Origin of the sequence: Caenimonas sp. SL110 (assembly GCF_001044395.1) — a bacterium.
Classification (GTDB): Bacteria; Pseudomonadota; Gammaproteobacteria; order Burkholderiales; family Burkholderiaceae_C; genus Ramlibacter.
On sequence record NZ_JANU01000013.1, the window covers coordinates 117,514 to 140,469 of the forward strand.

14 protein-coding genes, 2 tRNA genes and 3 rRNA genes are annotated in these 22,956 nt (G+C 58.0%); 11 read left to right on the forward strand and 8 right to left on the reverse strand.

The window, feature by feature from the left end; translation table 11 throughout:
• Positions 1-4 precede the first annotated feature (4 nt).
• A complete protein-coding gene (locus AQ12_RS08855; protein ID WP_048439520.1) occupies positions 5-1,195 on the reverse strand; it encodes a PLP-dependent aminotransferase family protein in 1,191 nt (396 codons plus the stop codon).
• On the reverse strand, positions 1,192-2,121 hold the full coding sequence (locus AQ12_RS08860; protein WP_048439769.1) for a DMT family transporter: 930 nt from the start codon (positions 2,119-2,121) through the stop codon (positions 1,192-1,194). The genes AQ12_RS08855 and AQ12_RS08860 overlap by 4 nt, the downstream gene beginning before the upstream one ends.
• Before the next feature lie 103 nt (positions 2,122-2,224).
• Between AQ12_RS08860 and AQ12_RS08865 the strand changes: the two genes are divergently transcribed.
• A complete protein-coding gene (locus AQ12_RS08865; RefSeq protein WP_048439521.1) occupies positions 2,225-3,670 on the forward strand; it encodes a PLP-dependent aminotransferase family protein in 1,446 nt (481 codons plus the stop codon).
• A gap of 13 nt (positions 3,671-3,683) precedes the next feature.
• On the opposite strand, the gene AQ12_RS08870 is transcribed toward AQ12_RS08865, so the two are convergent.
• Both AQ12_RS08870 and AQ12_RS08875 read right to left on the reverse strand, forming a co-directional pair.
• Positions 3,684-5,396: a phospholipase D family protein gene (locus AQ12_RS08870; protein ID WP_048439522.1), complete on the reverse strand. Its 1,713-nt coding sequence runs from the start codon at positions 5,394-5,396 to the stop codon at positions 3,684-3,686.
• Positions 5,397-5,481: 85 nt separating this feature from the next.
• Complete coding sequence (locus tag AQ12_RS08875) at positions 5,482-7,356, reverse strand: ATP-binding cassette domain-containing protein (protein ID WP_048439523.1); 1,875 nt, start codon at positions 7,354-7,356, stop codon at positions 5,482-5,484.
• A gap of 617 nt (positions 7,357-7,973) precedes the next feature.
• Here AQ12_RS08875 and AQ12_RS08880 point away from each other — a divergent pair.
• From AQ12_RS08880 to rrf, 5 genes are all read left to right on the forward strand, one after another.
• A 16S ribosomal RNA gene (locus tag AQ12_RS08880) occupies positions 7,974-9,508 on the forward strand.
• Between the two features lie 100 nt (positions 9,509-9,608).
• Positions 9,609-9,685 (forward strand) — tRNA-Ile (locus tag AQ12_RS08885).
• Positions 9,686-9,706: 21 nt separating this feature from the next.
• A tRNA-Ala gene (locus AQ12_RS08890) sits at positions 9,707-9,782 on the forward strand.
• 315 nt (positions 9,783-10,097) lie between these two features.
• Positions 10,098-12,977 (forward strand): 23S ribosomal RNA (locus tag AQ12_RS08895).
• A gap of 117 nt (positions 12,978-13,094) precedes the next feature.
• Positions 13,095-13,207, forward strand: a 5S ribosomal RNA gene (gene rrf, locus AQ12_RS08900).
• Together the 16S, 23S and 5S rRNA genes with 2 tRNA genes alongside form the textbook arrangement of a ribosomal RNA operon.
• Positions 13,208-13,313: 106 nt before the next feature.
• Here rrf and AQ12_RS08905 read toward each other — a convergent pair.
• From AQ12_RS08905 to AQ12_RS08920, 4 genes are read right to left on the reverse strand one after another with little or no spacing between them, the layout of a single operon-like run.
• Positions 13,314-14,891: a thioredoxin family protein gene (locus tag AQ12_RS08905; protein WP_048439524.1), complete on the reverse strand. Its 1,578-nt coding sequence runs from the start codon at positions 14,889-14,891 to the stop codon at positions 13,314-13,316.
• A gap of 20 nt (positions 14,892-14,911) precedes the next feature.
• Positions 14,912-15,835 (reverse strand): MBL fold metallo-hydrolase, encoded by a 924-nt coding sequence (locus AQ12_RS08910; protein WP_048439525.1) that lies wholly within the window; start codon positions 15,833-15,835, stop codon positions 14,912-14,914.
• 34 nt (positions 15,836-15,869) lie between these two features.
• The gene (locus tag AQ12_RS08915; RefSeq protein ID WP_048439526.1) at positions 15,870-17,555 is read right to left on the reverse strand and encodes an AMP-binding protein; all 1,686 of its coding nucleotides are present in this window, start codon (positions 17,553-17,555) and stop codon (positions 15,870-15,872) included.
• Between the two features lie 51 nt (positions 17,556-17,606).
• Entirely contained in the window at positions 17,607-18,353 is a 747-nt protein-coding gene (locus AQ12_RS08920) for a hypothetical protein (RefSeq protein WP_048439527.1), read from the reverse strand.
• A gap of 68 nt (positions 18,354-18,421) precedes the next feature.
• On the opposite strand from AQ12_RS08920, the gene AQ12_RS08925 reads away from it, so the two are divergent.
• From AQ12_RS08925 to AQ12_RS08945, 5 genes are all read left to right on the forward strand, one after another.
• Positions 18,422-18,928, forward strand: a complete 507-nt coding sequence (locus tag AQ12_RS08925) for a hypothetical protein (RefSeq protein ID WP_048439528.1) — start codon at positions 18,422-18,424, stop codon at positions 18,926-18,928.
• A gap of 10 nt (positions 18,929-18,938) precedes the next feature.
• Positions 18,939-20,558 (forward strand): GMC family oxidoreductase, encoded by a 1,620-nt coding sequence (locus tag AQ12_RS08930; RefSeq protein ID WP_048439529.1) that lies wholly within the window; start codon positions 18,939-18,941, stop codon positions 20,556-20,558.
• A 101-nt stretch (positions 20,559-20,659) separates the two neighbouring features.
• Complete coding sequence (locus AQ12_RS08935; RefSeq protein ID WP_369799006.1) at positions 20,660-21,481, forward strand: esterase/lipase family protein; 822 nt, start codon at positions 20,660-20,662, stop codon at positions 21,479-21,481.
• Between the two features lie 95 nt (positions 21,482-21,576).
• Entirely contained in the window at positions 21,577-22,230 is a 654-nt protein-coding gene (locus AQ12_RS08940; protein WP_048439531.1) for a helix-turn-helix transcriptional regulator, read from the forward strand.
• Positions 22,231-22,293: 63 nt separating this feature from the next.
• Complete coding sequence (locus AQ12_RS08945) at positions 22,294-22,953, forward strand: Crp/Fnr family transcriptional regulator (RefSeq protein ID WP_053076633.1); 660 nt, start codon at positions 22,294-22,296, stop codon at positions 22,951-22,953.
• The last annotated feature ends 3 nt before the right edge of the window (positions 22,954-22,956 follow it).

Here is a 22,956-nt window from a genome sequence, read left to right on the forward strand (position 1 = left end):
TCGGTTACTGCCTGTGTTCGCGGATTGCTGCTGCAAGCGCGGCGATGCCGGTATCGATCTGCTCGGCTGTCGCTGTCACGAACGACAGCCGGATCGTGCGCGGATCGCCGCCTTCGGCGTAGAAGGCCGAGCCGGGGACAAACGCCACGCCCTTGTCCACAGCCTCGGGCAGCAGCTTCACCGAATCGATGCCTTGCGGCAGGCGTGCCCACAGGAACATGCCCCCGGCGGGTGTGTTCCATTGCACGTCAAGATCCTTCATCTCGCGCTGGAGTGCGGCCAGCATGGCGTTGCGTTGCGACTTGTACAGCGCGCGGATGGTCGGCACATGGCGATCCAGGAAGCCGTCCTTGAGCACTTCGGCCACCATCCGCTGGTTGAAGCTGGGGCTGTGGAGGTCGGCCGCCTGCTTGGCTTGCAGCAGTTTGGGATAGAGGTTGGCGGGTGCGACCATGAAACCCAGGCGCAGGCCGGGTGCCAGAACCTTGGAGAACGAACCGAGGTAGACGCAGCCGTCGGGGTTGCGTGCGGTGAGCGGCGCCGGCGGCGGCGCATCGAACCACAGGTCGCCGTAGGGGTTGTCTTCGACGATGGGGACGCCCAGTTCCATGGCGCGCTGCGACAGGGCGGCGCGGCGCGCTTCGGTCATGGTGCGACCGGTGGGGTTCTGGAAATTGGGCAGGACGTAGAGGAATCGCGCGCCTGCCGCCTTTGCCGCAAAGTCGCCCAGATCGATTCCGTCGTCGTCGCTCGCGACGCTGACCACGGCGGGCTCCATGGGCGCGAAGGCCTGCAACGCTCCGAGATAGGTGGGTGTTTCGACCAGGATGCGCGAGTCACTGTCGATGAGGACTTTGGCGATGAGGTCCAGTCCTTGCTGGGAGCCCGTGGTGATCAGGACTTGCGCCGGATCGACGGCCCAGGGCAGCATGGCAGCAACGGCCTCGCGCAGGGGAGCGTATCCCTCGCTCGCCGCGTATTGCAGGGCTGCTGCGCCGTCGTGCAGAAGTACTGCTTCGCATGCGGCGCGGAACTCGCTGACGGGAAATGTCCTGGGTGAAGGCAGGCCCCCTGCAAAGCTGATGATGCCGGGGCGCTCGGTGACCTTGAGGATTTCCCGAATGACAGACGGGTTCATTTTTTCAGCGCGGCGCGCCATGGCCCACTGGGTGGGGGGAAGGTCGTTCAGTTTCATGTCTTTGCTCCGGAAGCTGGCATTTTCTTGCCGATGAATACAGTGGCGATGACGGCAAGCGCGAAGCCGACTGTCAGCGCATCAAGCTTTTCGCCCAGAAGTGGTACCGCGAACAGCATGCCCAGGAACGGCTGGACAAGCTGTACCTGGCTCACCCGCACGGTCCCACCGAGCGCCAGCCCTCGGTACCACGCGAAAAAGCCGATCCACATCGAGAATACTGCGACGTAGGCGAATCCAAGCCATGCTGCAAGCGTCACGGGCTCCTGCGGTCTGCTCAAAAAGGCAACTGGCGCTGTCAATGGCAAGGCGATGACCAGCGCCCAGCAGATGACGTGCTCCGCACGCATGCGCTGCGACAGTTTGGCGCCCCAGCCATAGCCGACAGCGGCGCACCCCATGGCGGCAAGCAGGAGAAGATCGGCCATTTGCAGGTGCAAACCGGTACTGCCCGAGCGCAGCATCGCGAAGGTGACGACCAGGGCGCTTCCCAGCACCGCGCACAACCAGAATCCTGCCGAGGGGCGCTGCCGTTGAAGCCAGGCGCCGACGGCGGCCGTTGCCAGTGGAAGGACCCCGACGATCACACTGGCGTGGACGGCTTCGACATGGCGCATCGCGATCGAGGTGAGAAGGGGGAATCCGAAGACGACGCCTGCCGAGGTGATGGCTAGCGGCAGCCAGTCAGCGCGGCGTGGAATGGGGGCGCGTGTTGCGACGAGGAATGCGACGGACAGCATGGCGGCCACGACTGCCCGTCCCAGGGCTATGAAGACGCCCGACATCTGCGGGGCCTGCGCAGTGCCGACCGCCAGGCGCGTCATTGGCAATGTGAGCGCGAAAATGGTCACGCCTGCGAGGCCGAGCCAAAGGCCACGAGTTTCGTTCGCGCTCGGTGTGAATTGGGGGAGGGCTTGCGAGCGCATGGCGTTCACTGTAATGTGGCGAAGCCATACACTATCAGTACAGAATTCCAGCGCAGTTTTCGTACTGTACTGCTGCCTGGGGCAACACACGCAAGGACTCCAGATGTTGATGAAGACATCAGCCCACTCACTGACCGAGCAGTTGTCGGCTCGCTTTGGCCAGCGCATACGCGACCGATTGCTGGCGCCCGGTGCGCGATTGCCCTCGGTGCGGCAGTGCGCGGCGCAGCATGGAGTCAGCCCTTCTACGGTGGTAGCCGCCTACGATCAGCTGCTCGCACAGGGATTGGTCGAAGCGCGCAAGAACCGAGGGTTTTTCGTGCGTGAGTTGAGGGCCGAGGCGCCTCGGGCCGCACCCGTTCTCGATGGCCCCGGCGCGTCTGCGGCATGGCAGACCGCGACCGGCATTGCACCTCGCAGCCCCGCGCCGATCGACGCGACAGCGCTTATTCGCGGCATGTTCCACAAGGTGAGCAACAAGCCGCAACCGGGAATGGGCGTTTTTCCTGCGGACTGGCTGGAATCCACGTTCATGCCTGCCGCGGTGCGCAAGGTGACGGGGTCGCGGGCGCTTCAGGAGTTTTCGCTGCAATACGGCGAGCCGATGGGCGATAGCGGCCTGCGCAGGATGCTGGCGAACAAGCTATCCGGCCTCAATGTGCCGGCGTCGCCCGACAACATCATCACGACCGTTGGAGCCACCCACGCCCTGGATATCGTGAGTCGAACATTGCTGCGTGCCGGCGATCACGTGATGGTCGAGGATCCGGGGTGGGCGGTTGAGTTTGCCCGTCTCAATGCGATGGGCATGCGGCTCTTGCCAGTGCCGCGGCGGCCCGACGGGCCCGATCTGGAGGTCATGGCACGCTATTGCGAAGCGCACCAGCCCAAGCTGTACGTCAGCGTGAGCGTGCTTCACAACCCCACGGGATACAGCCTTACGCCCGGCAGCGCGCATCGTTTGCTGCAGCTTGCCACGCAGCATCAGTTCCACATCGTCGAAGATGACACGTACAGTCACATCGCGCCGGAACATGCCACGCGCCTGTGTGCGCTAGACGGTCTGCAACGGACGATCTATGTGAGTGGATTTGCCAAGATCCTGGCCCCGAACTGGCGTGTGGGATTCGTGGCCGCGCCGGCCCATCTGGTGGAGCGATTTCTCGATACGAAGCTGTTGGGAACGCTGACCACGCCCGCATTGCTTGAAAAGGCATTGGCGTTATGCATGGAGCAGGGCCAGCTGCGCCGTCATGCGGAGCGCATCAAGACGCGCCTGGATGCGGCCCGCAGCCGGACGGTCAAGCTCGCCCTCAGTGCTGGTTGCACATTTGCGGCAGAGCCGGCGGGCTTGTTCGGATGGGTAGACACAGGCGTTGATACAGATGCGCTGGCCCAGCGAATGCTCGATGAGGGCTACCTGCTGGCGCCGGGCGCCTTATTTCATGCACAGCGCAAGCCGTCGACGTTGATGCGAATCAACTTTGCCACCGCACAGGATGCTGTGTTCTGGAATGTTTTCTCTGAAATTGTCAGGACGATTCGTTGAGAGGTGCGCTGATCTAGAGCATTTCGTCGGGCGCAAAGGGGCCGATCATGAACACCAGCGCCTTCTGGCGTGCGGTGGCGTCGGGCTCGCTGCGAGCGTCCGTGAACCGTGCGCCCTGGGGTGCGCGCCAGACCAGCTGCCGGTCGCCATCGAGTCCGAGCCGGTAGGCACCTTGCGTGACCGTGGTCTCGAACTGCCTGCGCAGTTGCTGACTGAGCACCGGGCTGCGAATTGCAAGTGCGACTTCGCTGTTTTGGCGTTGCGACCGCAGGTCCAGGTTCATCGAGCCAATCACGGCAAGGCGGCCATCGATCGTTACTGCCTTGGCGTGCAGGCTGGAGTGTGAATTGGCGGTTTTTGAGCCCGCCGCAACTCTCCTTCCTCCACCGCTTCCCGCCAGACCGGCGCCGGCGGCGGTGCCTTCCTGGTCTGCTCGCATCTCGTAAAGGTCGATCCCCAGGCCCAGCAAGTCATGCCTATAACGTGCATATCCCGCGTGCGCCGCCGGGGCATCGTTCGAAGCGAGGGAGTTCGTTAGCACCCGCACGCTTACGCCCTTGGCGCGCATGCGAGCAAACACTTCCATCATGGGCTTGCCGGGAACGAAATACGGCGACACGATCAGCACTTCCTGGCGTGCCTGCTCCATGAGGCTCAGCAGGCCGTCGATGAGCGTCTCGCCGGCGTCGACCTCATCGTCGCCAGGGCCGATCTTGCCGGGTTGATCGGCAAGCAGCACGGAAGGAGCCCACACCAGTGGAATCGTGCGCAGGTTCAACCGTCCCGTGTCGGCATCGACAACGGCTGAGGGCGACGCATCGGGCATGACCTGAGAGGCTGTGGACGCTGGAGTCGGCCTTGGGGTGATGGGTGCGGTGGCCGTTGGCGATTGCGGTGGATTAGCTGGGGCCGCAGTAGAGGCTGAGGGTAACTTGCGCAGGTCCTCCAGATCTTGCGCAGATACGAGCCTTTGCATCGGGTAAGCCAGCTCGTCGTTCCAGTAGTGGTCGAAACTGGCGGACATGTCTCGCACCACACGGCCTGCGGCCAGGACGTCGAGGTCCAGGAAGTTGCTGACATCGCCAGAGCCGAAGTAGGCGTCGCCAAGATTGCGCCCGCCGGTGATCCCCATCGCGTTGTCGGCGATGAAGAGCTTGTTGTGCATGCGCTTTTGCAAGCGCTCAAGGTCCGCAAGTGCCGTGAAAGCGCGACCCATCAGTGAGTTGCGGGAGCCGGCTATGGGGTTGAACAGGCGGATCTCGACGTTGGACTCAAAGGCCAGCCGCAGGACTTGAGCGTCCTTGCCGACGAGGTTGAAGTCATCGATAAGGACCCGCACACGAACGCCCCGGCGCGCAGCGTCTCGGATCTTCTGAAGAAGCAGCTCGGTACTGTTGTCGGCATGGATCGCGTAGTACTGAAGGTCGAGCGAACGCTGGGCTGCATCGATGAGTGCAAGTCGGCTGGACATGGCATCGTCGGCGCCCGGCAAGAGCATGAATGCGGAATCGCTTCGGCTGGCGCTCGCCGCCCTGCGCTGCTCAGTGAGCCGGCCTAACGCGGTATCGCCGTAACTCTCGATTGCCCTGGACGGCGTACGCCCCGTGTTGGGAGGCAAGGTCGTCGCGCAGCCTGCAACCAGTGCGGTGGCAAGGACAAGGACCAGGCGCCAGACGCGAGTCCAAGCGATGGGTAGGAAGACGTCGGACGCGATTGGAGTGGGCATGGTTGTGCAGCGACTCTACGCCCAAGCGCGTCTCAGCGGTAGCCACAGAAGTCAGCGTCGACGCCGCAAGGTTGCCAGACAAGAGCTACACCGGGGAGAGCGCCTCCCAGCGGCCCAATGCTTCAAGTAGCTCATCGTCTATTTTCGAGGAGCGCTCCGTCAAGAGCACCGCGCGGCCGGGGTCAGACGCGTAGATGCCTGCATCGGCAAGTTCACCATTGATGCTGGCCTGCTCCTTTTCAAGCGCCTCGATCAGCGCAGGGAGTCCATCCAGTTCACGCTGCTCCTTGAAGCTGAGTTTGCGCTTCTGTGCGAGCGCTGGGCGGGCGATAAGTGGAGGGGTAGGGTCGGCTGCTGGAATCGGGGCTCGTGGCTTTGCGGCTTCTGCCATTGCCATTGCCCTGCGGGATTGAGTCAGCCAGTCCTGCACGCCGCCCTCGTACTCGCGCCACATGCCATCGCCCTCGAAGACGATGGTGCTGGTGACTACGTTGTCCAGGAACGTCCGGTCGTGACTGACCAGAAACACCGTGCCCGGATAGTCTTGCAGGAGATCCTCAAGCAGCTCAAGTGTGTCAATGTCCAGGTCGTTCGTGGGTTCGTCCAGCACGAGCACATTGGCGGGCCGCGCAAACAGTCGAGCCAAGAGCAGGCGATTTCTTTCCCCACCGGAAAGAGATCGCACGGGCGAGTTCGATCTGGCAGGCGAGAAGAGAAAGTCGCCCAGATAACTCTTCACATGCTTGCGCTGGTTGCCGATTTCGATCCACTCACTACCGGGGCTGATGAAGTCTTCAAGCGTGGCATCAAGGTCAAGCGCCTCGCGCATCTGGTCAAAGTAGGCAATCTGCAGATTCGAGCCTTGCCGGATTTTTCCGCTATCGGGTGCGAGCTCGCCAAGGATCATGCGCAACAGCGTGGTCTTGCCCGCTCCATTGGGGCCAACCAGCCCGACCTTGTCTCCTCGCAAAATCGTAGCGGTGAAGTCTTTGACGATCGCTTTGCTTCCATAAGACTTGCTGACCTTGGTGAGTTCGGCGACGATCTTTCCGCTCGGAGCCCCTGACGCAACATCGAGACGCACGCTGCCCAGCGCGTCTCGCCGGGCAGCGCGGTTTTCGCGAAGCCGGGCCAGACGGGTGATGCGGCCCTGGGCGCGCGTGCGGCGCGCTTCGACGCCTTTGCGGATCCAGACTTCTTCCTGAGCAAGCAGCTTGTCGGCCTTCGCGGAGATGATGGATTCCTGTAGGAGCTGCTCTTCCTTCTGTAGCCCGTATTGGGTGAAATTCCCCGGATATGAACGCAGCTGTCCCCGGTCTAACTCGACGATGCGCGTAGAAACCTTGTCGAGAAAGGTTCTGTCGTGGGTGATGAAAACGATACTGCCGCGGAACTCAATCAGCAAATTCTCGAGCCATTCAATGGAGTCCAAATCGAGATGGTTCGTTGGCTCGTCAAGCAATAGCACATCCGGCTTCCGTACAAGAGCTTGCGCGAGTGCGACTCGCTTCTTGGTGCCCCCCGACAGCGAGCCGATGATTGCGGTGGGTTCCAGGTGCAGCCGTTGCAGGGTTTCGTTCACCCGCTGCTCCCAGTTCCAGCCATCCTGCGCCTCGATCTCGCCTTGCAGGCGGTCAAGATCGCCTTGTCCATGCGTGTATTGATCAATGAAACTTATAACGTCGGCAAGACCCTCAACGGCGGCGTCAAACACTGTACCTGCGCTGTCCAGAATCGGCTCCTGTGCAACATAGGCGATGCGCAACCCCTTCTGCAACTGGAGGATGCCGTCGTCTGCGCGTTCAACGCCGGTGAGGATCTTGAGGAGCGATGATTTGCCGGCGCCATTGCGCCCGATGAGACCCACGCGCTCGCCCGCTTCAAGCGAGAAGTCTGTGTGATCCAGTAGCGCAACGTGGCCAAAGGCAAGTTGAGCGTTCAGAAGAGTGAGTAGTGCCATTTAGCGTGCAATTATCAGTGGGCGTTGGAGGTTAAGCCGGCGCGCTGTCCTAGAGTGTTATGGTCGTTCGTCTGTGCAGCTTCTGCTTTGACTCGCCGCTCAAAGAAAATTTGATGCGGTATTGCAATCGGGAGAAATGGCGTGCTATAGTCGATGGCTCGGCTGAACACAGCGAATGCCTCTAACGGCAAACGAAGTGAAAAGCAGAGAAGGTAAAAAAAAGATGCCTTGAGTTGACCGGAAGTTAAAAGCTGGTATATAATTCGAGGCTCTGCTGAAAACAAATCAAGCTAAGTTTCCAACCGAAACAAAGCAAGACGCGAAGAAAGTAGAAAGACCTTAAAGTTGACAGGACTTAACAAAACCTGCGATAATTCGAGGCTCTGCTGATCGCAGCAAAGCAAGCAAAAGCAAAGACGATAAGTCGAGCAAATGCAAACGAAGTTCGTTAAAAATATACAGCCGATAAGCGTGAGCGTTTGAAGGTGATTGCCAAGTTCTTCGGAACTAGGTCGCAAGACCTTTAAACGCTCATAAGTAAGAGACAGGAAATTGAGAAATCAAAATCTTGTCAATTCCAAATGAGTGGCCCCGAAAGGGGCAAAAAAATCAAGATCGAACTGTAGAGTTTGATCCTGGCTCAGATTGAACGCTGGCGGAATGCTTTACACATGCAAGTCGAACGGCAGCACGGGGGAAACCCTGGTGGCGAGTGGCGAACGGGTGAGTAATACATCGGAACGTGCCCAGTCGTGGGGGATAACGTAGCGAAAGCTACGCTAATACCGCATACGATCTACGGATGAAAGCGGGGGATCGCAAGACCTCGCGCGATTGGAGCGGCCGATGGCAGATTAGGTAGTTGGTGGGGTAAAGGCTCACCAAGCCGACGATCTGTAGCTGGTCTGAGAGGACGACCAGCCACACTGGGACTGAGACACGGCCCAGACTCCTACGGGAGGCAGCAGTGGGGAATTTTGGACAATGGGCGAAAGCCTGATCCAGCCATTCCGCGTGCAGGATGAAGGCCCTCGGGTTGTAAACTGCTTTTGTACGGAACGAAACGCGCTGAGCTAATACCTCGGCGTAATGACGGTACCGTAAGAATAAGCACCGGCTAACTACGTGCCAGCAGCCGCGGTAATACGTAGGGTGCAAGCGTTAATCGGAATTACTGGGCGTAAAGCGTGCGCAGGCGGTTATGTAAGACAGATGTGAAATCCCAGGGCTCAACCTTGGAACTGCATTTGTGACTGCATAGCTAGAGTACGGTAGAGGGGGATGGAATTCCGCGTGTAGCAGTGAAATGCGTAGATATGCGGAGGAACACCGATGGCGAAGGCAATCCCCTGGACCTGTACTGACGCTCATGCACGAAAGCGTGGGGAGCAAACAGGATTAGATACCCTGGTAGTCCACGCCCTAAACGATGTCAACTGGTTGTTGGGTCTTCACTGACTCAGTAACGAAGCTAACGCGTGAAGTTGACCGCCTGGGGAGTACGGCCGCAAGGTTGAAACTCAAAGGAATTGACGGGGACCCGCACAAGCGGTGGATGATGTGGTTTAATTCGATGCAACGCGAAAAACCTTACCCACCTTTGACATGTACGGAATTTGCCAGAGATGGCTTAGTGCTCGAAAGAGAACCGTAACACAGGTGCTGCATGGCTGTCGTCAGCTCGTGTCGTGAGATGTTGGGTTAAGTCCCGCAACGAGCGCAACCCTTGTCATTAGTTGCTACATTTAGTTGGGCACTCTAATGAGACTGCCGGTGACAAACCGGAGGAAGGTGGGGATGACGTCAAGTCCTCATGGCCCTTATAGGTGGGGCTACACACGTCATACAATGGCCGGTACAAAGGGCTGCCAACCCGCGAGGGGGAGCTAATCCCATAAAACCGGTCGTAGTCCGGATCGCAGTCTGCAACTCGACTGCGTGAAGTCGGAATCGCTAGTAATCGTGGATCAGAATGTCACGGTGAATACGTTCCCGGGTCTTGTACACACCGCCCGTCACACCATGGGAGCGGGTTCTGCCAGAAGTAGTTAGCCTAACCGCAAGGAGGGCGATTACCACGGCAGGGTTCGTGACTGGGGTGAAGTCGTAACAAGGTAGCCGTATCGGAAGGTGCGGCTGGATCACCTCCTTTCTGGAAACCGCAATCAAATTTAAACGCTCACACTTATCGGTTGTTGGAAGGATGTCGCCAACGACTTGGGCTCGCGCCTGGTCTAATAAGCGACCGGCTCGGGTCTGTAGCTCAGTTGGTTAGAGCACCGTCTTGATAAGGCGGGGGTCGGTGGTTCGAGACCACCCAGACCCACCATTCCTTCATTTGATAATTCCTGGGGGATTAGCTCAGCTGGGAGAGCACCTGCTTTGCAAGCAGGGGGTCGTCGGTTCGATCCCGTCATCCTCCACCAAACAACAACAAATTAATCAACACCAAAGCGGCTTCGTTTGCTCGTTAAGAGTTTATGAGGCTTCTTTGTTGTTGATCCGGTAACTACCGGATCAATCGGCTGTTCTTTAACAATTCATAGAGTCAAATCAGCGTTGCTCGCGGAAACCGCTTCATGGCGGACCGTGCCGCGAGCAACATGAATTTTTGATTGCGTCAAAATGAACTTCAATTTCGAGTCAATTCGATTTTTGAAGTACGGCATAACGCGTCAGGTGAAAGACCTGGCAATTCCTTGATTGACTGAGGCGCTTCGAAAGAGGAGTCAAAGTTATAGGGTCAAGTGAATAAGAGCATATGGTGGATGCCTTGGCGATTACAGGCGACGAAGGACGTGATAGCCTGCGATAAGCTTCGGGGAGCTGGCAAATAAGCTTTGATCCGGAGATTTCCGAATGGGGAAACCCACCTCGCAAGAGGTATCGCATGATGAATACATAGTCATGCGAGGCGAACCGGGTGAACTGAAACATCTCAGTAGCTCGAGGAAAAGACATCAACCGAGATTCCGAAAGTAGTGGCGAGCGAAATCGGAACAGCCTGCAAGTGATAGCACAAGACTTAACGGAACAGCTTGGAAAGGCTGGCCATAGCGGGTGATAGCCCCGTACGTGAAAAGACCTGTGTGATACTAAGCTTGCGACAAGTAGGGCGGGACACGTGTAATCCTGTCTGAACATGGGGGGACCATCCTCCAAGGCTAAATACTCGTAATCGACCGATAGTGAACTAGTACCGTGAGGGAAAGGCGAAAAGAACCCCGGGAGGGGAGTGAAATAGATCCTGAAACCGTATGCTTACAAAAAGTAGGAGCCCGCAAGGGTGACTGCGTACCTTTTGTATAATGGGTCAGCGACTTACATTCAGTGGCAAGGTTAACCGAATAGGGTAGCCGCAGGGAAACCGAGTCCGAATAGGGCGTCTAGTCGCTGGGTGTAGACCCGAAACCAAGTGATCTATCCATGGCCAGGATGAAGGTGCCGTAACAGGTACTGGAGGTCCGAACCGACTAGTGTTGCAAAACTAGCGGATGAGCTGTGGATAGGGGTGAAAGGCTAAACAAACTTGGAAATAGCTGGTTCTCTCCGAAAACTATTTAGGTAGTGCCTCAAGTATTACCATCGGGGGTAGAGCACTGTTTTGGCTAGGGGGTCATGGCGACTTACCAAACCAATGCAAACTCCGAATACCGATGAGTACAGCTTGGGAGACAGAGCACCGGGTGCTAACGTCCGGACTCAAGAGGGAAACAACCCAGACCGCCAGCTAAGGTCCCTAAAATTGGCTAAGTGGGAAACGAAGTGGGAAGGCTAAAACAGTCAGGATGTTGGCTTAGAAGCAGCCATCATTTAAAGAAAGCGTAATAGCTCACTGATCGAGTCGTCCTGCGCGGAAGATGTAACGGGGCTAAGCCAGTTACCGAAGCTGCGGATTTGCAATTTATTGCAAGTGGTAGGAGAGCGTTCTGTAAGCCTGTGAAGGTGCGTTGTAAAGCGTGCTGGAGGTATCAGAAGTGCGAATGCTGACATGAGTAGCGTTAAAGGGGGTGAAAAGCCCCCTCGCCGTAAGCGCAAGGTTTTCTACGCAACGTTCATCGGCGTAGAGTGAGTCGGCCCCTAAGGCGAGGCAGAGATGCGTAGCTGATGGGAAACAGGTCAATATTCCTGTACCGATGTGTAGTGCGATGTGGGGACGGAGAAGGTTAGCTCAGCCAACTGTTGGATATGTTGGTTCAAGCCTGTAGTCGTGCCTGGTAGGTAAATCCGCCGGGCTTAGATGAGGGGTGATAACGAGGCGGCTTGCCGCCGAAGTGAGTGATACCCTGCTTCCAGGAAAAGCCACTAAGCTTCAGCTACACACGACCGTACCGCAAACCGACACTGGTGCGCGAGATGAGTATTCTAAGGCGCTTGAGAGAACTCAGGAGAAGGAACTCGGCAAATTGACACCGTAACTTCGGAAGAAGGTGTGCCTTTAGTAGGTGATGAGATTTACTCTCGGAGCCGAATGAGGTTGCAAAAAATCGGTGGCTGCGACTGTTTAATAAAAACACAGCACTCTGCAAACACGAAAGTGGACGTATAGGGTGTGACGCCTGCCCGGTGCTGGAAGATTAAATGATGGGGTGCAAGCTCTTGATTGAAGTCCCAGTAAACGGCGGCCGTAACTATAACGGTCCTAAGGTAGCGAAATTCCTTGTCGGGTAAGTTCCGACCTGCACGAATGGCGTAACGATGGCCACACTGTCTCCTCCTGAGACTCAGCGAAGTTGAAATGTTTGTGATGATGCAATCTCCCCGCGGAAAGACGGAAAGACCCCATGAACCTTTACTGTAGCTTTGTATTGGACTTTGAACGGATCTGTGTAGGATAGGTGGGAGGCTTTGAAGCAGGGTCGCTAGATCTTGTGGAGCCAACGTTGAAATACCACCCTGGTGCGTTTGAGGTTCTAACCTAGGTCCATTATCTGGATCGGGGACAGTGCATGGTAGGCAGTTTGACTGGGGCGGTCTCCTCCCAAAGCGTAACGGAGGAGTTCGAAGGTACGCTAGTTACGGTCGGACATCGTGACGATAGTGCAATGGCATAAGCGTGCTTAACTGCGAGACTGACAAGTCGAGCAGATGCGAAAGCAGGACATAGTGATCCGGTGGTTCTGTATGGAAGGGCCATCGCTCAACGGATAAAAGGTACTCTGGGGATAACAGGCTGATACCGCCCAAGAGTTCATATCGACGGCGGTGTTTGGCACCTCGATGTCGGCTCATCTCATCCTGGGGCTGTAGCCGGTCCCAAGGGTATGGCTGTTCGCCATTTAAAGAGGTACGTGAGCTGGGTTTAAAACGTCGTGAGACAGTTTGGTCCCTATCTTCCGTGGGCGCTGCAGATTTGAGAAAGCCTGCTCCTAGTACGAGAGGACCGGAGTGGACGCACCTCTGGTGTATCGGTTGTCACGCCAGTGGCATTGCCGAGTAGCTAAGTGCGGAAGAGATAACCGCTGAAAGCATCTAAGCGGGAAACTCGTTTCAAGATGAGATCTGCCGGGGCCTTGAGCCCCCTGAAGAGTCGTTCAAGACCAGGACGTTGATAGGTCAGGTGTGGAAGCGCAGTAATGCGTTAAGCTAACTGATACTAATTGCTCGTGCGGCTTGACCCTATAACTTTGATCTTCAGATCAGGGTTGTTATGCCAAGTTGACGCATTCAAAAAATGAAAAGCTGATTTGCTCTATGAATTGGTCGTCCAAGCGAAGCTTGGGTGGCAAAAAGTTATGCCTGATGACCATAGCGAGGTGGTCCCACTCCTTCCCATCCCGAACAGGACAGTGAAACGCCTCTGCGCCGATGATAGTGCGGGTTCCCGTGTGAAAGTAGGACATCGTCAGGCTCTTACCGTGGAAAACGCCCAGCAGAAATGCTGGGCGTTTTGCTTTGTACGCGAAACAATTAAAAAAGCCCCGTGATCACTCACGGGGCTTTTCTATTTCTGGATCTTAAGCGTTAGGAGATGGGGGAGTAAACACCGCTCTGCAATTACTGCCCCCAATGTCTCCTGCCTTGAGCTTGAGACATGTCTTTGACAGTTGCACCTTAATCTTCTCCACCACACGAACGCGCGCTGGATCAGTTCCTTGCCACTTGACAAGGCGACTCGCCATTCGAATCAGAGACCGTTGATTGCGCTCATAAAAGGTTTCACTCAATGGCTGCAGCTCTGAAATCACAGCTGACGCAGCCGCTTCAATCCGTCCCAACTCGGTCGGGGCGAGCTCGACAACATGGCCAACAAATCCGGCACCCCATTGAATCCGCGTCGCCGACCCCTCCGATTTCTTCCAAGCCCGCTCGTACCAGTAAAGTGCATCTTTGTGGTCATCCCGCTTCTTCGCATTCCCAGCTAGCCCAAGCATGTGGTAATACGGGGCGATCGCTCTCCCGAGTTCCTGCTTGAGAAGCTCATCCGATTCGCGAGAGAGGCCTGCAGAGCCCAAAGTGTGAGCTGCGCCTGGAATCACAGCCTGTCGCTCATACCGGTCGGTCGTGGCCAAGACAATTTTTGCAGTCTCACGCAACACATCATGTTGATGCGCCTCTGACAGCCTGTCAGAACCATCGGTTATCTTCCACAATCCCACTCTGGCATGAAGAAGATCCACCTGATCTGAACGGGAAAGCATTGGATCCTGATAAATTCGCGCCAGAGCCGAGTCAATCCGTCTTGCCAATAATTTCCTGCTATCGCCAGCTGGCTCCAAAAATTGAACAAGCTCATCGGCGTAGGACACAAGGATGTCCGAATTGCGTCTGGAGCTAATGGGATCCGAAAGAATGGTGTGCACCATAGCAACCCCCGATTCCCTAGCGGTGCCCCCAGTTGGCGATTCGGTTTTGCTCCGTGCAAGAGCAACTAGCGCCTTCAATCCCAGTCGCTCACTGACTTCTCTTAGTTCTTTTGGGACGCCTGCGGACAATTTGAGCAGCTTTTGCGGCAAGTCTTTAGTCGATACGACTTGTTGCTCATCCGTATCCCAAGAATAAAAAGCAAGTAAGCGCCACTGTTCGGGGGTGAGTGGCTCATTGAGAAATGCCTTCTTTAACAGGTCCTTGACGGGTAGCTCGGCCTCGAGTCCCGCAGTGAGGGTTAGAAGATAGCGCTGAGGATCAACTTCACCCGGAAGACGCGTGATCTCGGTCCCGTCCGGCTTAAAAAGAACCATGGTCGGATAGCCGGTGACTTTAAATCTGGCTGCTACCTTCTGTGCACCAGGCTTGTCGCCGTCCACGTACACTGGAATGAAAGCGCGGGAACGTTCCACAAAATCGGCGCGCGAAAAAAGAGTAGCCTTCACTTGATTGCAGGGCGGGCACCACACTGCACCCCAGTAAAGGAAGACTGGCTTGCCAGTTTTTTTGCCGAGCGCGAACGCTCTGTCCACCTCAACATCAGAGGAAGCTTGCTGCCATGCGATTTTTGAGCTCGCGAATCCCGCGGCAAAAGTAGGAGCCGCGAAGCACGTGAGGACTGCGGCCAGCGCAACTCTAGACAAAGAAAATTGAGTACGACTGCTCATTGAGCTGCTCCACAAGAATTCTAGGTATTTTCAGCGACGCCATTCGCCACCCGTGCAGCGCCGGAACGTTGCAAGTCTGCAACCAACGACTCAATCCAAGACTCGAATCGCAGGTTTCCGAAGTATCGCGTAAACACAATCTGAAGGTAGATGGTGTCCTGCGCCCAGCCGATCAAATCCGGGAGAGGGATACGCTGAACTTCAAGCAGTCTGAACTTCAGAAGAACTTTAGCGGCATGGGTGGCGTGCCGCGCCGGATCGTTTCTGTACGCGACGAGTCGACGCCGGGCGTGCGCGAGCGCCTCATGCGTGCCAGAGAAGACTCTGCCATGACCCGGAATGACCAGGTTTGGACGGAGAGACTCGATCAAATCAAGTGTGGCAGCCACCTCATGGAATGCATCAATGCCCTCAAGTTCCTGAAAAACCACGCCGAATCCCACTTCCCAAAGCGCGTCGGCGGAAATGAGCGTTCGGCTCCCCTCTTCAAAAAGTATGACAGAGTGGGCATCGTGCCCAGGCGCCGCAAGAACTTGCCAACCCTGATCACCTAGACAAATCGTGGAGCCCGGGATCAAAGTGCCGTCGAAACGAAACTGAGGACAACTTTGCCCGGTAGGCTCGTATGTCAACGCCATCGGATTCCAGTCGGCGACCAAAGAGGCCTGCCCCGGCGGGATGAAAGTTTTGAGCTCTGGATAACTGGCTTGGAGGCCCGAATTCCCGCCGCAATGATCGCTGTGCAAATGGGTGTTGATCAGCACATCCAGTGGACGGCCTCCCAACGCCTTCTCAACCAACCCAACAGTCTGTGCCGCATGCGTGCAATAACCGCTGTCCACCAATGCTGTGCCATGAAGGCCCGTCAGCAGAATATTGTTCGCCGAAAGCCAGCCCCGCTCAAAAACTCGCACACCCGCAGGCAGCCTGGCGATTTCATTCATGTCAGGACGGCACCGCCAACTTGCCTGACTTCATTCACTTTCCAGAGCGCAACTCGCGCCTGAGTATCTTGCCGACATTTGTCTTGGGCAAATCATCCCTAAATTCGATGTATTTCGGAACCTTGTATCCAGTAAGGTTCTGGCGACAGTACTTTGCAACGTCGTCTTCGGACAATGTCGGATCATTCTTGACAACAAAAACCTTGATCGCTTCGCCCTGTTTTTCATCTGGAATACCAATGGCGGCACACTCGACAACGCCAGGACACAACGAGATCACATTCTCGAGTTCATTCGGGAACACATTGAATCCGCTCACCAAAATCATGTCCTTTTTGCGATCCACGATCTTTGTGTAGCCTTGAAAGTCCATGATGCCGATGTCGCCCGTACGCATGAAGCGATCCGGGGTGAACGCGCTCTCATTCTCGGCAGGCTGGTTGTAATAGCCGAGCATCACGTTCGGCCCTTTGATACAAATTTCACCCGGCTGCCCTATCGCCACGTCGAGGCCTTCATCGTCCTTGATGGCAATTTCGATCCCAGGCAATGGCAACCCGATGGTCCCGGTGAAATCCTTGCTTGTCACGATGTTGTTCGTTCCAATGGCGCACGTTTCGCTCATGCCCCAGCCTTCCACCATCGGACAGCCGGTCAAGTGTTGCCACTGTCTGGCGGTACCTTCTGAAGCAGCCATCCCGCCAGCCTGCGAAAGGCACAGCTGAGAGAAGTCTATCGACTTGAATTGTGGGTGCTGCATGAGCGCATTGAACAACGTATTCACCGCAGGTAGCAGATGAAACGGGCGCTTCTTAAGCACTTCAATGAATTTTCCGAAGTCACGTGGATTGGGAATGAGCGTCAGATGCGATCCCCACCGAATGGCAAGAAGGCAGAGCGTCAGTGCGAAGATGTGATACAGCGGAAGTGCGGCAATGCTGTTGGTCTTACTCACGTCGCCCAAGCGTTTGAGCGCCGGTGAGAACCACGCTTCCGCCTGCAAAATCGCCGAGACGATGTTGCGATGAGTCAGTACGGCGCCCTTGGACAAACCGGTTGTGCCACCTGTGTATTGCAGGAACGCAATGGAGTCCAGAGTCTGCGGGGACGGGCGCAATTGCATCGCTGTTCCCTCAGCCACAGCCCGGTTGAAGGGCGTCACTTTCCTGCCGTTTGTCAGGGGAATCTTGAATGCCGGCACCATCTTTGCCAGATGCCGAACGGCAAACGTAATCCAGGTCCCGTACATGAACCCGAGCAGGTCTCCCATCGAAGCCATGACAACATTCTTGACTGCCGTCCTGTCTATTACCTCCTCTAGCGTCTTTGCGAAGTTCTCAAGGATAACGATCGTGGTCGCGCCGGAATCCTTTAGCTGATGTTCAAGCTCACGCGCCGTGTAGAGCGGATTGACGTTGACGCATGTGTAGCCCGCGCGAAGAACTGCGGACATCGTGACGGCAAACTGCGGAATGTTGGGCAACATGATTGCAACGCGTGCGCCCGGCTCCAGTCCCTGCGACTGAAGCCATGCGCCTAGAGCCGCGGACAAGTTGTCGAGCTGCCCGTACGACATCCAGCGTTCCATGCACACCGAGAACGGTCGCGATGCGTTCTTCCTGAAAGACTCCTCCAGCAGTTGCGTGAGCGAACTGTACTGTTCAGGCCTGACGTCGTGAGGCACGCCCTCGGGGTAGCTTTTGAGCCAATGCTTGTCCATTCCGTTCGATCTCCTTGGAGACAGAATTGTCGAAGCTGTCGGATTGGCCGGCTAGCGGGCTTGTCCTAGGGTGGCGCCAAGCTCCGTCTCGCAGGCGACAACCGGCCCGTCAAACAGCATCTGAATCAACGCTGCTTCACGGCGATGGATGGTCTGCAGAAATTCCTCGGCCCCGCCTGGCTGTTTGGCCATCGCAGCAAACGTGTCGAACCCGGTTTCCAGGAATCGCTGGAGCGACGACAGCCCGGCGGCAGTCGCCGGGCCGCGCATCATCCTGAGCAGTGTCCGCAAACCCGGGGTTCTCGTCAGTCGCGCCATTCGAGCACCGATGTCCAACACCACCGAGAGTTGGCTCTCCCGGTCAGTCCGGCGCCCGACGTCGCGCCATGCATCCACATAGCGCGATGCATCTCCTATCGGCAACTCCGGTCCGCGCCGAGTCCACGCTTCACCCATCGCCTGATCGAGATCCTCGGTTAGCGCATGCAGATTGGCCAGGGCAACAGCTGTCTCGACGACGGCAGAAGGGAAGAAGCGTTCAATCGCTCCTGCAATCCGGGCGAATTGCTCATCGCGTTCGGCATAGTCCTTGTCGCTGTAGAGCTCCTGCAGAAAAAAACTTGAAGCAGCGACGTAAGGGCCTTGCGATAGAAGATCCGCATAGGTTCCAGAAAATCGCCGAGCTTGCACACGTTTGACTTCTGCAAGCGCGTGCAGAACTTCCGGCCGCGCATGCGCAGCCTGGCGCAGCAGCGAAACGCGGCTGACGGCTTCACGAATGGATCGAGCGGCTTCCATGCAAACCCCGAGTCTATCTAGGCGCGGTGCTCTAGGTCGCGGGGAGCCTCGCGTGACATAGTCGTTCGATGCAAAGAAGAAGGTTGTTGGCACTGGGCGCGGTCTCTGCTGCGGTCCTCGCGATTGGCGGTGGGACACTGTCCCTGCTTAGTCCCGGGCTGGACGGCGGCCGGCTTTCTGCGGGTGCGCGCGAGCTGTTTGTGGCGATTGGCCGGGCCATGCTGGAGGGCAGCCTGCCTTCGGATGTGCGCGGCAGCACCGCTGCACTCGCAGGCTTGATCGAGCGAATCGACGCGCTTCAGGCGGCTCTGCCTCCGCATGCCCAGGCGGAACTCTCCCAGCTGCTCTCATTACTCGCAAGCTCACCAGGACGACACGCGCTTGCCGGTCTTTCCACGCCATGGCCTCAGGCCACGGTGGCTGAAATCCAGGACGCGTTGCAGTCGATGCGCACGTCAGGCATCAGCCTGCGGCAGCAGGCATATCACGCCCTGCATGACATCGTCGGCGGTGCCTATTTCTCCGACGCGCAGACCTGGGGCCGCATCGGCTACCCGGGCCCCGTAAAAATCTGAAAGCATTTCCATGAGTACAGTGCCGGATCCCATCCGGGAAGGCTTGAGGCGGGGCTGGAAAGTGCTGGGCGCACAGCTCGGCGAGGTACCTGCGCGCATCACTTGCGACGTGGCCATCGTCGGCTCTGGTGCGGGGGGAGGAATCACCGCCGAACTGCTCACCAGGGCAGGGTTGAGCGTCGTCGTGGTGGAAGAAGGCCCACTGCGCAGCAGTTCCGACTTCACGCAGCAAGAGGCGGTGGCGTACCCATCGCTTTACCAGGAGAGCGCCGCCCGCAAAACTGCGGACAAGGCCATCAACATCCTGCAGGGGCGTTGCGTGGGGGGCTCGACGACCGTCAACTGGACAAGCTCATTTCGCACCCCCGTCCCCACACTGGATTATTGGCGAGAACATTTCGGCCTTGCCGATTTCACCAACGACGCGTTGGCCCCCTACTTCTCGCAGGCCGAGCGACGCCTGTCGATCGGCCCATGGCTCACGCCTCCCAACGAGAACAATGATCTCCTCAGGCGCGGCGCCGCACGAATCGGTATCGCCGCCGCTTCGATATCGCGCAATGTCAAGGGTTGCTGGAACCTCGGCTCTTGCGGCATGGGTTGCCCGACAAACGCGAAGCAGTCGATGCTGGTCACGACGATTCCTGCGGCGCTCGATCTTGGCGCAACGCTGCTTGTCGAGACGCGTGCCGAGCGATTCGTCATTGCCAACGGCAAGGTGCAAGCGCTGCACTGCGGACCGGTCCGCGCCAATGGAGCATCTGCGTCGTCCGGCTCTGCTTCGACAGTCATCGTCGCGCGGCACTTCGTGCTCGCCGCAGGCGCGATCAACTCGCCCGCGCTGATGCTCCGGTCAGAGGCGCCCGATCCGCATGGGCATCTTGGAGCGCGAACATTTCTGCACCCGGTTGTGATGTCCGCCGGTGTCATGCCGCAGAAGGTGGAAGGCTGGCAGGGCGCGCCGCAGACCATCTACACCGATCATTTCCTGGAGACGCAAGCTATTGACGGCCCTATCGGCTTCAAGCTCGAGGCGCCCCCGCTGCACCCGGTGATCTTCGCTTCGAGCGTCTCGGGCTTTGGCCGCAGCCACGCGCAATTGCTCGAGCAGTTTCCGCAGACCCACGTGCTGCTCGCGCTGTTGCGTGACGGGTTCCATCCGCAGTCGCGAGGGGGAAAGGTCAGCTTGCGCAGCGATGGCTCGCCGGTGCTGGACTACCCGCTCAACGACTTCGTCATGGAGGGTGCGCGCCGCGCGCTTCTGGCGATGGCCGAAATCCAGTTTGCTGCCGGCGCAACGCAGGTGTTGCCCGTGCACGAACTTTCGCAGCTCTATTCGACCTGGACTCAAGCCCGGCAAGCTATCGAAGCGCTGCCAATGAAGCCGCTACTGACGAAAATCGTGAGCGCGCATGTCATGGGGGGCTGCGCTGCTGCGGGTGATGAACGGCGCGGCGTCACGAAACCCGATGGAACACACTGGCAGCTCGGCAATTTGTCGGTGCACGACGGGTCGATCTTTCCCACCAGCATCGGTGCCAATCCGCAATTGTCGATCTATGGCATTACCAACCGCCTCGCCCAAGGCCTTGCGCGAAGGCTGGGCGGCAAGGATGTGATACTGGCCTGATGCCACAGTACTCGTCTCTTGCACGGCTGCAGCAGGCCATCACACTCGGCCTGCTGTCTGCGGGTCTTGGCTGGCTGGCGTGGCATTGGAATCGCTCGCCGATGCTGGCCACGGCGGGATTTTTTCTTGTCGCGTTCGGCTATGCGATTGTTCTTGCCGTCGAGTTTGCGCTGCTTCGATGGCTGGGCGGATCGCACGGCTCCTTGCGGCCGACGGTCACGCAGCTTGCGCGCGCATGGCTTGGTGAGACGCTTGTCGCCCCGCAAGTGTTCTGCTGGCGCCAGCCTTTCGGCTGGCGCGCAGAGCCCGATCACGTAGAACCGTTCGCCGGTGGTTTGTCTGCCCGAGGCGTCGTTCTGATCCATGGGTTTGTCTGTAATCGAGGCTTCTGGACGCCATGGCTGAAGCGTCTTCGCGCAGCCGGCCATCCGTTCATTGCGGTCAATCTCGAACCGGTTTTTGGCTCGATCGAGGATTACACCCCGATCATCGAAGATGCCGTCGATCGGATAACCCGCGCGACAGGAATGGCACCCGTTCTGGTCTGTCACAGCATGGGGGGCTTGGCTGCGCGCGCATGGCTGGCTTCCAGGGCTGGATCAGAGCGGGTACACCGTATCGTGACGATCGGCACGCCCCATCGGGGCACGTGGTTGGGGCGGTTCAGCCGCACCGCGAACGGCCGTGAGATGCGGCTGGATGGAGAGTGGATACGGGCGTTGGAGCCGCGACTGGAATCGTCCGTCAACTCGCGGTTTGTCTGCTGGTATTCGAATTGCGACAACATCGTGTTCCCCGTGGAAACGGCCACGCTTGCTGGCGCCGATAACCGCCTTGTGCCAGGTGTGGCGCATGTGCAGCTGGCATTTCGCCCGGAAGTTGTTGATGCCACGCTTGCACTGATAGCCGAGCCCCGAGGTTAATTTCTCACAGCATCGGCGTCCATAGTTCTCAGTTCCCGGAAGTGATCCTGCCTATCCTTTGGCTTATTCAATAAGACAAGTGGTGGGGGAATCAAATGGATGTGGTCGCAAATGCCTGGGTCCAGGGTGGCAGTCTCCGGGGGGAGGATGAAGGATCGGCTGCCTACGGCCTTGCCCTGCTGATGGACGAACTGGCGCACGGCGTGATGGTCACGACCATTGATGGCCGCATCCTGCATGCCAACCAGGCGGCGCGTCATGAGCTCGCGCGGCAGCGGGTGATAGTCGGGGTGCAGGACAAACTGCAAACCACATCCGCAGAAAATATGCGCGTGCTCCAGGATGCCCTCTCACGGGCTGCCGAGGGCAAGCGCAGCCTGATAGAGCTTGCTGCGACAGAAGGCCCCGGTCTTTCTGTCGCTGCCGTTCCCCTGCGCGGCGGCGCCGGCAAACCAGCCGTCGCTGCGCTGTTCTTCGCCCGCTCCATGGTTTGCGACTCACTCATGCTGACTTTCTACTCGCGCACGCACGGCCTCACCGCGACCGAGGAGCAGGTTCTCGGCGTCCTTTGCCAGGGCTATTCCGCACCACAGGTTGCGCTCCAGATGAAGATTGCCGTCTCCACCGTACGCACCCACATCCGCAGCCTTTGCGCAAAGACCCGGTCGGGCGGCGTTCGTGAGCTGGTGAGCCGTGTCGCTGTCTTGCCGCCGGTTGCGCCGCCTTTCTGGCACGAGCCCCTGCACTGAAAGTCGCGGCCTCTGCGCGCGAAGCTCATGCTAGAGTTCGCGAGCTTTTTGGGGGAGCCGTGAATGAACATGCCTAGCCCGCTGGCGGCGAACGAGAAACTGCTGACTGGTTTGAATCCAAGCCTGAGAGCACTCGCGTTGCGCGGAACCAGCCGCAGCTACAGAAAAAATACAGTCATCGTCAACGAGGGCGAAGTCGGAGAGTCGCTCTTCATCCTTCTGGAGGGGCGCGTCAAGGTCTTCTCGAACGACCAGGACGGCCGCGAGATCACTTACAACGTGGTCGAAGCGGGCGATTACTTTGGCGAAATGTGGCTCGATGGTGGGCCGCGATCTGCTTCGGTCATGACGATCGAGCCGTGCATCTGTTCCGTGGTCGGGCGCGCAGCCTTGCGTGAACATCTCGCGGACGAGCCTGAATTCGCGCTTGACCTGGTGGCCCAGGTCATCCGCCGTGCTCGCGCGGCAACGGAGACGGCTCGCAACATGGCCCTGCTGGACGTTTACGGCCGGGTTGTCGTTGCGCTCGAAAGCCATCAGGGTCCGGCCAGGGCCGACGCGCCCATCACACTGACCCAGATCACTCACCAGAACATCGCCAGCCGTGTGGGCGCTTCGCGCGAGATGGTCAGTCGCCTCTTGAAAGACCTCGAAAAAGGCGGCTACATCGAACTGGGCGTCAAGCGCATCACGCTGCTCAAGAAACTGCCTGCCCGCTGGTAGTGC

Bases quoted from the DNA above. Each gene is read 5' to 3' on its own strand.
- AQ12_RS08940 (WP_048439531.1), top strand. From the start codon at position 21,577: ATGGATGTGGTCGCAAATGCCTGGGTCCAGGGTGGCAGTCTCCGGGGG.
- AQ12_RS08860 (WP_048439769.1), bottom strand. From the start codon at position 2,121: ATGCGCTCGCAAGCCCTCCCCCAATTCACACCGAGCGCGAACGAAACT.
- AQ12_RS08855 (WP_048439520.1), bottom strand. From the start codon at position 1,195: ATGAAACTGAACGACCTTCCCCCCACCCAGTGGGCCATGGCGCGCCGC.
- AQ12_RS08865 (WP_048439521.1), top strand. From the start codon at position 2,225: ATGTTGATGAAGACATCAGCCCACTCACTGACCGAGCAGTTGTCGGCT.
- AQ12_RS08875 (WP_048439523.1), bottom strand. From the start codon at position 7,356: ATGGCACTACTCACTCTTCTGAACGCTCAACTTGCCTTTGGCCACGTT.
- AQ12_RS08930 (WP_048439529.1), top strand. From the start codon at position 18,939: ATGAGTACAGTGCCGGATCCCATCCGGGAAGGCTTGAGGCGGGGCTGG.
- AQ12_RS08905 (WP_048439524.1), bottom strand. From the start codon at position 14,891: ATGAGCAGTCGTACTCAATTTTCTTTGTCTAGAGTTGCGCTGGCCGCA.
- AQ12_RS08910 (WP_048439525.1), bottom strand. From the start codon at position 15,835: ATGAATGAAATCGCCAGGCTGCCTGCGGGTGTGCGAGTTTTTGAGCGG.
- AQ12_RS08925 (WP_048439528.1), top strand. From the start codon at position 18,422: ATGCAAAGAAGAAGGTTGTTGGCACTGGGCGCGGTCTCTGCTGCGGTC.
- AQ12_RS08945 (WP_053076633.1), top strand. From the start codon at position 22,294: ATGAACATGCCTAGCCCGCTGGCGGCGAACGAGAAACTGCTGACTGGT.
- AQ12_RS08870 (WP_048439522.1), bottom strand. From the start codon at position 5,396: ATGCCCACTCCAATCGCGTCCGACGTCTTCCTACCCATCGCTTGGACT.
- AQ12_RS08920 (WP_048439527.1), bottom strand. From the start codon at position 18,353: ATGGAAGCCGCTCGATCCATTCGTGAAGCCGTCAGCCGCGTTTCGCTG.
- AQ12_RS08915 (WP_048439526.1), bottom strand. From the start codon at position 17,555: ATGGACAAGCATTGGCTCAAAAGCTACCCCGAGGGCGTGCCTCACGAC.
- AQ12_RS08935 (WP_369799006.1), top strand. From the start codon at position 20,660: ATGCTGGCCACGGCGGGATTTTTTCTTGTCGCGTTCGGCTATGCGATT.